Origin of the sequence: Peribacillus glennii (assembly GCF_003429105.1) — a bacterium.
Taxonomy (GTDB): Bacteria; Bacillota; Bacilli; order Bacillales; family DSM-1321; genus Peribacillus; species Peribacillus glennii.
Map to the genome: position 1 here is coordinate 197701 of NZ_QVTD01000001.1, position 13031 is coordinate 210731.

Genomic DNA, 13031 nt, shown 5'->3' on the forward strand with positions numbered 1-13031 from the left:
ATATGTCTCATATTTTTGTTATATGTATTACTAATAACATAATAAGAAATTAAAAGCCCCATTCGACCATCAAGGGATGGCTAACGGGGCTTTCCATTAGAGTAATGAATTTTTATCCATTGGCAACGTATTATGTGTACTTGGCGGCGCTGGTCGCAACTGCGGCTTAGGTGCCTCGGGCTGAGGCCTGTTTTCGTATTTGAATTCGCTGTGGCCATCTATGCTTACACCATTTGCCCATCTTCCTGTACTGCTTTCTTCCCCCTGAGAGAAATTGTATAGTGTAAAGGCTACATCTAGACGTTCCTTCTCCCTCGGGAACGTACTTGGAACAAGCAGCCCCTCTTTCTCTTCCAGCTCAGCAATGGCTGCTGCCCACTGGTTTTGATGATAAGAATCCCGGGCTATTAACACGGATAGCAAATCCTTCACTCCCCGGTCGTCCGTCATTTCGTATATTCTGACTGCTTGAAGGCGGCCCTGTGATTCTGCATTCAGATTCGCACGGAAATCTGCTAAAAGATTTCCACTTGAAGTGATGTAACTGCCCATCCATGGATTACCTACACTGTCGCCTGGTCTGGCCCCCAGACCTGATACAATGGCATGCTGTGGATTCATCCCGCCTAATATTGCACCTATCATTGGGTCTTTTGCGGCTTCTTCCTGTGCTTCCACGGGCGTATTATCCAGTAATCTGGCTACCATGGTTGCCAGCATTTCAATATGTCCAATTTCTTCTGTTCCTATATCAAGTAACAAGTCACGGTACTTCTCATTGCCTCTAGTACTCCACCCCTGGAAAAGATATTGCATCGCAACCGACATTTCACCATACTGTCCTCCAATAAGTTCCTGCATTTTTTTTGCAAGGAGAGGGTCCGGCCTATCCGGTTTGGCTTCAAATTGCAGTTCCTTTACATGATAAAACATTCTTTTCGCCTCCTGAAAGTAGAATAGTGATTTGAGCCTGCCCTCTACTTAATACCCCATACAATTGGAGGAAAACTAATTTATATCGCTTTTCCAGGAAAAGGATAACCAACACTTTCTAACTTTTGTTTTGTGGGCACTGTTTTCTCAAACTTAATTAGGGGTAAAAAGTGTTCTTCTGTACAGGAAATATCTTTGTTATTAGTGGGGATAGCATGCGTGGCTATCACGGTATTTGGCGCAGGAGGAGCCTATACTAATTGATAATAAAATGTAAATTTGAGGTCTCTACTGTTTCTTCCCTTTTAATTTAAAAATGGAATATCATTGAAAAAAACATGTTTTAAATGCAATAGAAAGGGAAATCAACAACCAGAAAGACATAAAAAAACTTTAAGGAGGAATTTTTTATGGCTAACAATGATAGAGAAAAGAATGGAAAAATGACGGTAGAAGAAGCGGGACGTAAAGGCGGAGAGGCTACAGCCGAAACTCATGGCAAGGAATTTTACCAGGAAATCGGCCGTAAAGGCGGAGAAGCTACAGCCGAAAACCACGACAAAGAATTTTATCAGGAAATCGGCGAAAAAGGTGGCAATGCACGAGCGGAGCAACGGGACGATGACAGTGATGGGAAAATGAGCAGGGAAGAAGCAGGACGTAAAGGCGGAGAAGCAAGAGCAAGACAGCGTGATGACGATTAAATATAAATAATTGATCAAATAGAAATAGAAAAAAGAGAAGACATGTCTTCTCTTTTTTCTATTATTACGAGACATGATTACAAAGTATCAGGTAAAGCATTTCAAACTAACTTTCCAGGTCTGACGAATGAAAAGCAAAATGAAAAAGCCCCAAAACGTTGCCATTTCAACGTTTTAGAGGCTTTGGTTAGTGACCTGTGAGGGGCTCGAACCCCCGACCCCCACCCTGTCAATTTTCTAAACTATCTTTTATACAGTACTTTTGCATAAATAGATTCCATTAAGTCCAATCATTCAAGACCGTAATGTTTATTTATGCAAACAGATTCTCTTAATTCCATTGTTTCTAGAAATTCTGTGCAATTTCTGTGCAATCTTTATCAATGAATCCTAATTGAGATGATGGTAGGGTCGTTTTTTATTATTTAGTTCTGCTACTCACTCTACATGTGTGGAGTGTATGTGGCAACATATGAGGTGCTTGGTGAGTTATTTGCAAAAACATCCTACATCCCACTAACGTTTAGCTTCCGGTATTTCTTTTTAACAAGAATACTATCCAGCTGTGGCATTCTTTTCTGTTTTACCTGAAACAATCTTTGAAGTTGTTCTTACTGTGTAGACAGTCGGTTGCTCTTGTGCTGTTCTATCAAGCACAGTTGTCAATTTCGTACTCGTATTTCCAGCTTTATCAGTAGCCGTTACCTTTACTTTCACGCCTGCTTTTTGTTTGCTAATTTTAAAAGTATAGGCACCTTTTTCATTGGTAGTTGTTATTTTCTGCCATTTGTCTCCAAAATATAATTTAACGGTGGACATTACTTGTGCAGTTCCAGTTACTGAGATACTCTGATCACTTATCTGATTAACTGAAATTATTGGGGCAGTTTTGTCTAGTACGGTTGTTATTTTTTCAGTTGTGTTCCCAGCATCATCCTTAGCGATTACCTTTACTTTCACACCTGCTTTTTGCTTATTTATTGTAAAAGTAAAATTACCTTTCGAATCAGCTATTATTTCTTTCTGTTTTTTTTCATTTAAATATAATGTAACTTTCGCATTTTTTTCTGTGGTTCCTGAAATTGTCGTAGATTTATCGCTTACCTGGTTAATAAAAAGCGGCGGCGGAGTCACATCCATCCATTTAGCATATATGGTCACATCTCCGGTTAGATGATCCCATACAGTGTCAAAATTTTCATCTTCATACCAATTTTCAAATTGATAGCCTGATTTTTTCATGTTCGAAAATGCATTCTTCCCTATTTTCGTTACGTTGTATGGAATTTTAACAACCGATAATTGATTACCGGCAAACGCAGAAGCACCAATACTCGAAACTCGTTCTCCAATCGTCAAACTGGTAAGTTGATTGTTGGAAAACGCATACGCCCCGATACTTCCTAAACTAAAGGGAAGAGTCAAGCTTTCGAGCTGATTCTCCTATCGACGGTAAACTTTTAGGAAAATATAAACCCTTTATTTTATTCCCCAAAAAAGTAGATTTACCAATATCTACCAGATTTTCACGGAAGACTGCATTGGTCAATTTATTATTTTCAAACACACTTGTACCCAAATCCGTAACACCAGTTGGAATCGAAATACTGGTTAATAAATTATTAGCAAATGCTGATTTTCCAAGATCAGCGACACTATCAGCTATAACAGCCTTCGTTAACTTGTAATTTGAAAACGCTGATTTTCCAATGCTAGTAACACTGTATGGAATCGCGACACTGGACAATTGATTTTTGTAAAAAGCAAAATCCTCTATACTTTTTACACCATTCGATATGGTTACACTCGTTAACATGTTATTAGAAAATGCTGATTCTCCAATACTTGTTATATAGTCCGGTATGGTTAGACTTGTTAGCTGATTATTTGAAAAAGTATTAGATTTGATACTTGAAACAAAGGACGGAATGCGAACTCTATTTAATTGATTGTTGGAGAACGCCGATTCTCCTATATTCCTCACTGTATCCGGGAGTATAATACTCGTCAGTTGATTATCTGAAAATGCTAAATTCCCTATATCTCTCACGTTATTTGGAATTATTACAGTTGTAAGTTGATTGCCAGAAAAGGCTGAATCACCAATTTTATCCACCCTATCTGGTACTGTTACATTTATAAGCTTATTACTAGAAAACACATGATCTGCTAATCCATTAATACTATTCGAAATCGAAACATTTGTTAGTTGATTATTAGAAAATGCATAAGGGCCAATGCCTGTTACACTATTGGGAATTGTCACACTTTGCAATTCATTATTTGAAAATGCAGAATCTCCAATACTTGCAATGCTATTTGGGATCGTTACGCTTGTTAATAGATTATGCGAAAACATAGAATGCCCGATACTTGTCAAACTATCTGGCAAGGATACTCCTGTAAGTTTATTGTAAGCAAATGCAGCTTCCCCTAAGCTTGTTACACCTTCCGGTATTGAAACTCTTGTCAGTTGGTTGCCAGTAAATGCCCTATATCCTTATAAAACCAACCTCCTCCTGTCAATGCCGATAGGCGGAGGTGAAAATATTCGAAGACGTGTTCAAATACGGACAGTTTCAGAAAAAAATGAGGTGACTATCATTTGAATGCAGCATCTTGTAAATCGAATCAATGTAGAGCAGCTACACTTGCCACATCGTTTACGAGCAAAGCGTGTTGAGTCATTGTTGGCAATTAAAAAATGCTGCTTTTGGTAGTATGTTTTATGAATGTAAAAAAAGCCTAAACATACAAGTAGTGCATAATAACTTGCATAATTTAGGCTCTTTTGTTTTATTCCTTATTGTGTTAAAGCACCCTTTAGTGTAAGTACATCTTTTCACATTTAATCTAAATCAAACTCAAACTTAAAACCTGCAAGTTTAGCTTTATCAAATACGTTTCATGAAGTCCCTTTTCGTTGGGCAAATGAAACTGGATATCTTAAAAAATCCAGTTGCAACAATATATTATGTTTTCTAGTTTGAATACCCTCTTTTTAACTTTAGTAATGAAAATAAGCCAAAACTATGCAACTCTGTCTAAAAAGCTGCATAATATCGGCTCTAAGGATTTTATACGTTAGAAGATTAGCTTTTCGTTACATTAACAGAGGCTTTCTAATTAAAAATTATAGGAAAAGTAAATGTAACGAAAGCTGCCCAAAGTCCGTAGACCGGCAAATACTTAGTAATGGCATCTTGGATAGTTGAAGGTCCGGATTTGTTTTGTAGAAAACGCATATAGGAGAGCATAATCCAAATTAGATTTGCCCAGATAAGTATGTTTACTCCTAAAACAGCAAGTCTATTAGGCGTAATCCCATAAGAAGAAAGTCTGAACACGATGGCTGACAAAGCCACACTGTCAATGATAAGCGCAAGAACAATTAAGGCAAAATTTATATAATCTGAAATGTTCTTTTTCTCGTCTGAGTCGCTCTCGATAATGGAAAATATGGTAACGGCCAATACACCAAGGAGTATTCCGTTGAAGGCTATCAGGAAATTGCGGTCCAAGAATGGATTTTTTCCGACCCATATAACCGTTATAAGATAGACCAACAATGTGACCAGGACAAGAGGACTAAAAATTTTAGCTATATATGGTGTAATATTCACTGCAAGTTTAAGATTCATTGATACCATGTATGCAGCCACAATCGCGAGAGCGGCAGCACCAAATAAAACGACATTACTAAAATAGAAGTCTTCTATATCCAAGCCAACAAAGCTAAATAACTGCATGGTTAATGCTGCTAGTACCATTCCGCTAACTGCCATGCTGGCGTAGAGAATACAATATTCCAAATTAAATTTAATAAAGGCTAATCTTGTACTGCCTTTTGAATATTCATTTCCTGTAAATGCAAGTCCTACCAATACCCATAAGAATATGGGAAGGTGCAAATAAGCAAGGATAATACTGTCTTTATAATTTAATGGCAGCATGTTAAGATAAAACCCGGAAATTAGGAACAACGCTGCAAGGGAATAAATAACACTTTTTTTCGGAGTATTATTGTAAACAAAATAGGCAGCAATAAAGGGAATTATACCAAAAGCCAGGTTAATTGGAGCAATTGCTTCCTGTTCGACAAAATGGAAAATGATCCTGGTGCTTATCCCGGCCAGAATGGATAAAATGCCCATGAATAAGAAACCTTTTTGAAGCAAGGAAGATTTTTCTGTATTTGCCGTCTCCTTGAAATGCAATCTTTCATACCAAACACCAAGAACCTGAGAATCGGGATTTTGTTCCCATGCTTGTGAGAATGACTTTTTAAAAGCTTTCGGGTCTTTTCTATACATTCTCTCCAGCTCATGAGGGTTAGCAATATTTTCAATAATCAAATTGTTAATGTCCATAGTTATACCTCCCCTAATAATTGTTATACTAAGTTTCCTCCACAATGTTTAACTGTCTTCGTCACTTTTGTATTCTAAAATATCTCCAGGCTGACATTCTAAAGACTTACAAATTGCCTCTAAAGTGGATAATCGAATCGCTTTTGCCTTTCCATTTTTCAATATAGAAAGGTTCGCCATTGTTATTCCAACCTTCTCCGAAAGTTCTGTTACGCTCATTTTCCTTTTTGCTAACATCACATCAATATTGATTATAATTGCCATTGTTATTCACCTCAGACCGTTAAATCATTTTCTGATTTGATATTAATTGCTTCTTGTAAAAGTTTTTGGAGAACAGCCGCAAAGACTGCGATAACCATCGAAGCAAAAGGAACAACCAATCCGACAAAGATAACTCCTGGTGCGTCGTCTACTTCCGCAAAGATATAGAAGAGCGGCCAAACTAGCACATGCAAAATACTGATTGTGATGGCACAGTATTTGATTTTCTTTAAAGCTTTTACAGATAAATCGGAGAAAGCTTTATTTTTGTCAATATAGCGTAAGAGTTTGAAAGCCTGATACAAAGCAAAGTAAAAAGGTATCGCCGATGCATCAAAAGCGATGAAAACGAGATATTTTATAAAAGCAAACTCTGAAAGCAATTTTGCTGCAAGGTTCGCCATCTCAGGTACCAAAAAGATGCACAGAGCAAGAACTGGAACTCCTAAAAGAATAACAGCTATTTTTAAAAACAACGTTGTTATTTTTTCCATAAAAAGCACCTCACTTATTTATTCTGAATTTGATTTTAATATTTATTTTATCGTTTTACAATAAATTTTTATTAATTATAATAATATTTTTATTGTATATTTTTGTTTTAAGCAAAAATAAAAAGCATTCCTCATTCAAAGAAATGCTCTATAACTTTAAACCATTAAATTTATAACTTGTACAGCTAACCTGCCCCGTTAGTGGAACAAGAAAAAATGCTGCTGTAGCAGCCTTTTTATTTAACTAACGCCCCCGCTAGCTTAAGTACATTTCTTCACAATATGTTCGAAATGTGCATCAAATGAGCTGGAATTGCTCTTTTACTAAATTGATAAGCGAATTACTCATATAAATGATTCCATATCCTACTAAGGCTTTATATGTTACACTAGTATGTGAACACAAAATATAATACTTTGGGTTATACTCGACTTTCCTTAGTCCTCTCCCTCCGTATATGGAAGGAGACGAAACTAAATGTCTAAAGTTTACCTTGAAAAGATGTTAAAAGATCTCAGTTTCTACAGCGAAGTAGAAATTACTCATACGTTCTCAAAAAATAAAAGACCACTAGTCACAGTTGATTGCTACAAGAACACCTATAAGCTAACATTTATCGCAAATAAAAATACTGAAATTTACGATAATATTGAAGATGCAGCAACAGCTATTCACAATGTATTAAATGGCACATTAGAAGAATCCACTAATTAATTAGTGGTTTTTTTATTTGCCGACTATGTCGCAAAATGTGTCAAATACGCATTATGGGTTTTTACTTCTTCCACTAAACTGCTCCTATAGTGGAACAAGAAAAGCTGCTTCAAAAGCAGCTAGGATCTTATACTCAAGCACCCGTTAGTTCATTAAGGTATGAATTACTACTTATTCCAATCCTCAGCTAACATACCGTAAACAATATGGTCAACATAATGGTCATACACCCATTCTGCTTGTCTAATACAACCTTCATTAACAAAACCCAATCTTTCAGGAATTCCTCTACTTTTCTTATTCTCCACAGCAACCTTAATTTCAACTTTATCTAGTTTCAATTCATTAAATGCATAATCAGTCAATGCCCTGGCTACTCTTGTCATAATTCCATTTCCTTGATATTCTTCTTCGAGCCAATAACCAATATATGCAGTTTTATTTGACCAATTTATTTGGTTATAACCTGCTACACCAACAATTTGTCCCTTATACATAATAACTGTATTGACACTCTTGTTTTCAGCAAAACCTTTTAAAGACATATTAATGAACCCTTTTGTATCTTCAAGTTTTGTTGTATCATCCAGCCAAGGAAGCCATTCTCGTAGATATTCTCTGGATTGATTTGTTATTTCGAAAACTCTTTCTGAATCCTTTAATTCTAACAGTTTCAATGATAACTCCTCATCAATCTTATGTAAGAACATACTCATCCCCCTAATTTTTCTATTGGTTTATTTTGTATATTACCATATATGATTAATGGATAAATCACTTGTTTATTATGGAGCTAATCTGCCACGTTTGTTTAATAAGCAAATTCAACAAAAAATGCATTAATCCTTCACGGACTAATGCACTCGTTAGCTGAACATAAGGCTGTTCTTACCAAAATACTTTTTAACCTCTTCAGTAAACCCTGTATCTTCAATCCATTCAAAGACTTCATCCTCTAGTGCCTGAATTTGCTCATTTTCTTTTTCATCCTCTGAATAAAGGTAATAATCATTTATTCTGGCAATAGCAGCTGAAAGGTTTTGTCTCATTATCATAGCTTCTTTTATTTCAACATCAGTTTCCTTCTCACTATATTTGTCCTGCATTCTTCCTAATTGATGCAAACCTTTAAACAAAAAGTAAATTGACATTAATAACTTTGTTTTTTCTTCTTCTGTCATTTGATTAAATTTCAAGAAAATCACCTCTTTATAGTCATTCCCTAGGTTCATATGTGTCATAACCTAATTAAACTAAACTGCCCCTTTAATTGAAGAAGGAAAAGCTGGCCACAAAAATAGATCCGTATTAAGAAACAGGCTCGAACTGCTCAGTTTAGAAAGTCTGAATTTACATTGCTATAAAAATTCAACAGTGTTAATCTTGATACACATAGGAATATTTTTCCTATGTAAAGGAGAGTACGCTATGGTAAGTGCCAAAGCTGATCGCTTCCTACTTTCTCTAGAACTTGGACGATTACTAATTGATTTTAACAATTGTAGCGATGTCCTAGTCCGAGACAACATTTACCAAGACATTCTCTTGCTGAGAAATGCATTAGTTTTGACTGCTATAAAATAGCAGTCTTTTTTATGAACAATTTTGCTTGTGGTGTAGCTTCTTTTCTTCCACTTTATCTGTCTTATGCAACATAAACACACCAATTCTCTTCTTCAACTAAACTGCCCCGTTAGTGGAATAAGAAATGGCACCTGAATCTCGAGCACCTGTCAGTTTGAGAATAATTGCTTCAGTAATCATAACAGGTTGAATTGATACTATTGGTATTAAGTTTTTTTCAAATAAAGCCAGTGCTAAAATCATAAACAAATGAACCCTCTTTAGCTGTACTGTCATTTAGTTTAAAAAACAGTTATTTATTGATTCTTAACGTATTTATGAACTGTTTTTTTTTTTGCATTTTTCCGAAAATGGTTGTGAACATATCGCATTTAGTTTTAAACTATCAATAAAAAGAACTGTCGGACGGTGGATTGTTATGCTGGAATTGCTGAAACACCTGCTTTTTAATCTTTCACTTATCTTGCTATTTATGTTTATCTTCAAGCTTGCCGCTGAACGATACTATCCTGAACCATTTCCACCTGTTTTTTGTTTTCTCGGACTGTTTCTATCACTTATCGTATGCCTTTGGTTTTCGATTCCTATTGACGGGGTAATGTTGGATCTCAGGCAAATTCCTATTATTATTGGTGGGCTTTATTATGGATTAGGACCATTGTTGGCTATATTATCTTTAATCCTCAGAGGGTTGTTATTTGGCTTTAATAGTCAATTATTGGCGATAACACCAATATATCTTCTTTTAGCACTGGCTTTATTGCTCGCTCACCCATGGTTTCTAAAACTAAAATCCCGAAAACGCATTCAAGTTTCTGTTTTCATTGTTGCTGCAATAAGCGCGCTGACCTTTGGTGTTTTATTAATTAGTGATATAACTATTTCTGAACTTGAAATCGCCTTAGTAACTACCTTCATTCAATGTATTGGAATAGGAATAATGTCTTATCTTACCGAGGAAATGATTGAAAATGAGTTTTTTAGAAATCAAATGATGAAGTCACAAAAAATAGAGCTTGCGAACCATATGAGCGCTGCTATTTCTCATGAAGTCCGCAACCCTCTAACGGCAGCACTAGGATTTCTTCAACTTGCTACAGAAGACATTAGTATTCAGGGAAAAACGAAGGGGTACATTGAAACGGCTATTAATGAGTTGCACGAAGCTGAGCGTGTAATAAAGGATTACTTTACCTTCGCGCAGCCCTCATTAAACGAAGTAAATCCTTTTTGTGTAAATGAAGAGCTTAAAAAAGTGATTAAATCATTGCATCCTCTTGCCAATATGAATTCAGTAGAGGTAGTAACAGTAATAAATACTGAATGTTTTATCATTGGGGATCGCGGCCTCTTTCGTCAATGCTTACTAAATATCATAAAAAATAGTATTGAGGCAATGCCTAATGGGGGCAAACTTACCGTACATTCGAGTAACACAAAGGATGAGATTCGAATTAGAATATCCGATTCAGGAATAGGAATGTCAGTAGAACAAGTGCAACGCCTGGGTGAGCCATACTATTCTACAAAAGGGAACAAAGGGACGGGTCTAGGATTAATGGTATCTTTGAGTATTATACGTGCCTTAAAAGGCAACTTTCATATTAACAGTCGAATAGGCTTAGGTACAGAGTTTGTAGTTGCATTCCCTTCATATTTTTCGGATAATTTGAGCCCGAAATCCATTCACGAAGTGGCATCCGGTTAATTAGGATGGATTTGTAGACATAGCAGAAGGACTTCATGAGGAGTTTTGCTGCCTAAACGCCTATCAGTTTTAGTTGCCAACCTGCACTTTTAGTTAATGTTCTCGTTTTGAGATAAAGGAACAGTCCGCTGTCTCAAATTGTAAGAAACGCGGAACCATCTAGCGTTTCTTACAATTTCGATTATTAATATGTAATCCTTATTCAACTAACCTGCCCCGTTAGCACAATAAGGAATATCAAAGATTTAATCTCTGTAAGATTTGAGCCTCATTCTTTATCCTTGATATTACATTGCATTGTCTTCATTCAACACAAAAGATTTATCATCAAAATCAAGCCTATCAATCATTTCACTAATTTCAAACCAAACAGACAGGTCATCTGCACTATCTAACTCCGTAGCAACAATTTCAAAAATCATATGTGCCGAGTCAAATATCTTTGGGACGTCACTACAATAAAAGCATTCTTGAAAGTTGCCACTGAAAACAGGTTATATCCTGCCTTTCATCTAGCAATTACAACAGGAATGCGGCGGGGGGAAATCCTTGGACTTCGGTGGAAAGATATTGATCTTGAAAAAGGTATACTTTATGTACGTCAAACCTTAAGTAGAGATGGGAAGCACTTTTTAAATGGAGCCAAAACAGATGCTGGAGTGAGGAGTATACAGCTTGCTAACGAAAGCATAGTAATGCTAAAAAAGCAAAAGCGGCTAATAGCCAAAGAAAAGCTATCCTATGGTCCTGGGTATACCGATTACGATCTTGTGATTTGTACATCTAAAGGAACCCCGGTGATTCCTAGCAACTTAAAAAGAACGTACCAAAGGCTAATAAAAGAAGCGGATATACCTGTCATTCGTTTTCATGATTTAAGACATACTCATGCTACGATGCTTCTTGCGCAAGGTGTACATGCCAAAGTAATTTCAGAGCGGCTTGGTCATAGTAATATCAAAACAACTCTGGATATATATTCGCATATACTTCCAAACATGCAAGAGGACGCAGCTAATCAAATTGATGCTTTACTCTCTAATACAAAATAAAGCTCTGCGGCACCAAAATGGCACCAAACACATGAGTTGTGCCATTTGTGTGCGTGATAGCAAAATAAAAAAGCCCCAAAACGTTGCCATTTCAACGTTTTAGAGGCTTTGGTTAGTGACCTGTGAGGGGCTCGAACCCCCGACCCCCACCCTGTCAAGGTGGTGCTCTCCCAGCTGAGCTAACAGATCGTGTTATTCATTTGTTTCTCAAGCACAATATTAATTATATGTTTTCTGTGTAAAAAGTCAATACTTATTTTAAAATATTATTTTTGAATTGTTAACATCACTTTTACAAGCATTTCGTTCGTATTTACGTCCATCGAGTTGATAAACTACTAGTGAAAAAGGAGGAATAAAACATGGCAATAAAAATCCGCATTTATTCTGATTATGTTTGACCGTTTTGCTATTTAGCGGAGGCTCCGCTTAAAGAAGCAATAAAAGGAAGGGATGTTGAAGTCGAATGGATGCCATTCGAGCTCCGTCCTTATCCGAATGAAACCCTCTCTCCACAAGATGCCCGTTTCCAGCAGGGATGGAAGCAATCTATCGCTCCACTCGCAGATCGCTTAGGCGTGAAAATGGTGATGCCGCAGGTCGATCCGACACCGCATACCCACCTTGCCCATGAAGGTTTCCGGTTCGCCAAGGAACACGGCAAAGGAAATGAATATGTGGAGGCGGTCCTAAGGGAATTTTGGGAACAGAGTAAGGATATTGGCAGCACAGATGTTTTGGCTGAAATCGCTGCTTCGGTTGGATTGGACAAAGAGCGTTTTAACGAAGCGTTAGTTGAACGCAAATACGAAATGCACCACAAACAGGCGCTCAAACATGCCTATTATGATGCACAAATAACGGCAGTGCCTACATTTTTTATTGGAAACCGCCGTGTCCAGGGGTTGCATACAAAAGAAGCATTGGAAAGAATCCTGGATGAAGAAGAAACAGGCCCGGGAACTAATATGTAAAACGGGTCCAAGTTCTTTTCACTTAATGAATTCAATTAATGCTGAATAATTGATTTTTTTATGTGTCGTGATTTTCGCTTAAAAACGATTACTTTTCGCTTAATTCTTAATAAATCAAATTACTTCCTGAAAACGGCTGTTCTTCTGAGCCGTTTTCTTTTCTATAAAATAGAACATTCGTTCCTTTTTGTTTGCATAACGAACATACGTTTTCATATAATATATCTAACAAG

Annotated in this window: 13 protein-coding genes, 1 tRNA gene and 2 pseudogenes; 5 read left to right on the forward strand and 11 right to left on the reverse strand. The window is 36.7% G+C overall.

Features of this window, described 5'->3' with window-relative positions; genetic code table 11:
- Positions 1-96: 96 nt before the first annotated feature.
- Entirely contained in the window at positions 97-933 is an 837-nt protein-coding gene (locus D0466_RS00910) for a manganese catalase family protein (RefSeq protein WP_117320674.1), read from the reverse strand.
- Between the two features lie 410 nt (positions 934-1343).
- Between D0466_RS00910 and D0466_RS00915 the strand changes: the two genes are divergently transcribed.
- Positions 1344-1637 (forward strand): KGG domain-containing protein, encoded by a 294-nt coding sequence (locus D0466_RS00915; RefSeq protein ID WP_117320675.1) that lies wholly within the window; start codon positions 1344-1346, stop codon positions 1635-1637.
- 555 nt (positions 1638-2192) lie between these two features.
- Here the strand turns inward: D0466_RS00915 and D0466_RS00920 are convergent.
- From D0466_RS00920 to D0466_RS00940, 5 genes and pseudogenes are all read right to left on the reverse strand, one after another.
- Positions 2193-3062 (reverse strand): Ig-like domain-containing protein, encoded by an 870-nt coding sequence (locus tag D0466_RS00920; RefSeq protein ID WP_117320676.1) that lies wholly within the window; start codon positions 3060-3062, stop codon positions 2193-2195.
- Positions 3046-4122: pseudogene (locus tag D0466_RS00925) on the reverse strand (leucine-rich repeat domain-containing protein); the annotation flags it as partial. The pseudogene D0466_RS00925 and the gene D0466_RS00920, both read right to left, overlap by 17 nt.
- A gap of 637 nt (positions 4123-4759) precedes the next feature.
- The gene (locus D0466_RS00930) at positions 4760-6007 is read right to left on the reverse strand and encodes a DUF4153 domain-containing protein (RefSeq protein ID WP_117320678.1); all 1248 of its coding nucleotides are present in this window, start codon (positions 6005-6007) and stop codon (positions 4760-4762) included.
- A 48-nt stretch (positions 6008-6055) separates the two neighbouring features.
- Positions 6056-6271, reverse strand: a complete 216-nt coding sequence (locus tag D0466_RS00935; RefSeq protein ID WP_117320679.1) for a helix-turn-helix domain-containing protein — start codon at positions 6269-6271, stop codon at positions 6056-6058.
- Between the two features lie 11 nt (positions 6272-6282).
- A complete protein-coding gene (locus tag D0466_RS00940; protein ID WP_117320680.1) occupies positions 6283-6765 on the reverse strand; it encodes a DUF2975 domain-containing protein in 483 nt (160 codons plus the stop codon).
- Between the two features lie 478 nt (positions 6766-7243).
- Between D0466_RS00940 and D0466_RS00945 the strand changes: the two genes are divergently transcribed.
- Positions 7244-7480, forward strand: coding sequence for a hypothetical protein (locus D0466_RS00945; RefSeq protein WP_117320681.1), 237 nt, complete (start codon positions 7244-7246; stop codon positions 7478-7480).
- A 167-nt stretch (positions 7481-7647) separates the two neighbouring features.
- On the opposite strand, the gene D0466_RS00950 is transcribed toward D0466_RS00945, so the two are convergent.
- From D0466_RS00950 to D0466_RS21840, 3 genes are all read right to left on the reverse strand, one after another.
- A complete protein-coding gene (locus tag D0466_RS00950; RefSeq protein ID WP_117320682.1) occupies positions 7648-8190 on the reverse strand; it encodes a GNAT family N-acetyltransferase in 543 nt (180 codons plus the stop codon).
- 156 nt (positions 8191-8346) lie between these two features.
- Positions 8347-8676: a hypothetical protein gene (locus tag D0466_RS00955; RefSeq protein ID WP_117320683.1), complete on the reverse strand. Its 330-nt coding sequence runs from the start codon at positions 8674-8676 to the stop codon at positions 8347-8349.
- A 484-nt stretch (positions 8677-9160) separates the two neighbouring features.
- Positions 9161-9307 (reverse strand): hypothetical protein, encoded by a 147-nt coding sequence (locus tag D0466_RS21840; protein ID WP_158555770.1) that lies wholly within the window; start codon positions 9305-9307, stop codon positions 9161-9163.
- Between the two features lie 175 nt (positions 9308-9482).
- Here D0466_RS21840 and D0466_RS00960 point away from each other — a divergent pair, with 175 nt between their 5' ends.
- Positions 9483-10772 (forward strand): sensor histidine kinase, encoded by a 1290-nt coding sequence (locus D0466_RS00960; protein WP_117320684.1) that lies wholly within the window; start codon positions 9483-9485, stop codon positions 10770-10772.
- 287 nt (positions 10773-11059) lie between these two features.
- Here the strand turns inward: D0466_RS00960 and D0466_RS23245 are convergent, their stop codons facing one another.
- Positions 11060-11194, reverse strand: a complete 135-nt coding sequence (locus D0466_RS23245; protein ID WP_267897362.1) for a hypothetical protein — start codon at positions 11192-11194, stop codon at positions 11060-11062.
- A 48-nt stretch (positions 11195-11242) separates the two neighbouring features.
- On the opposite strand from D0466_RS23245, the gene D0466_RS00965 reads away from it, so the two are divergent.
- Entirely contained in the window at positions 11243-11824 is a 582-nt protein-coding gene (locus tag D0466_RS00965; protein WP_233522486.1) for a site-specific integrase, read from the forward strand.
- Between the two features lie 116 nt (positions 11825-11940).
- Here D0466_RS00965 and D0466_RS00970 read toward each other — a convergent pair.
- A tRNA-Val gene (locus tag D0466_RS00970) sits at positions 11941-12013 on the reverse strand.
- 224 nt (positions 12014-12237) lie between these two features.
- Between D0466_RS00970 and D0466_RS00975 the strand changes: the two are divergent.
- Positions 12238-12798 (forward strand): annotated as a pseudogene (locus tag D0466_RS00975) (DsbA family oxidoreductase); the annotation flags it as partial.
- Between the last annotated feature and the right edge of the window lie 233 nt (positions 12799-13031).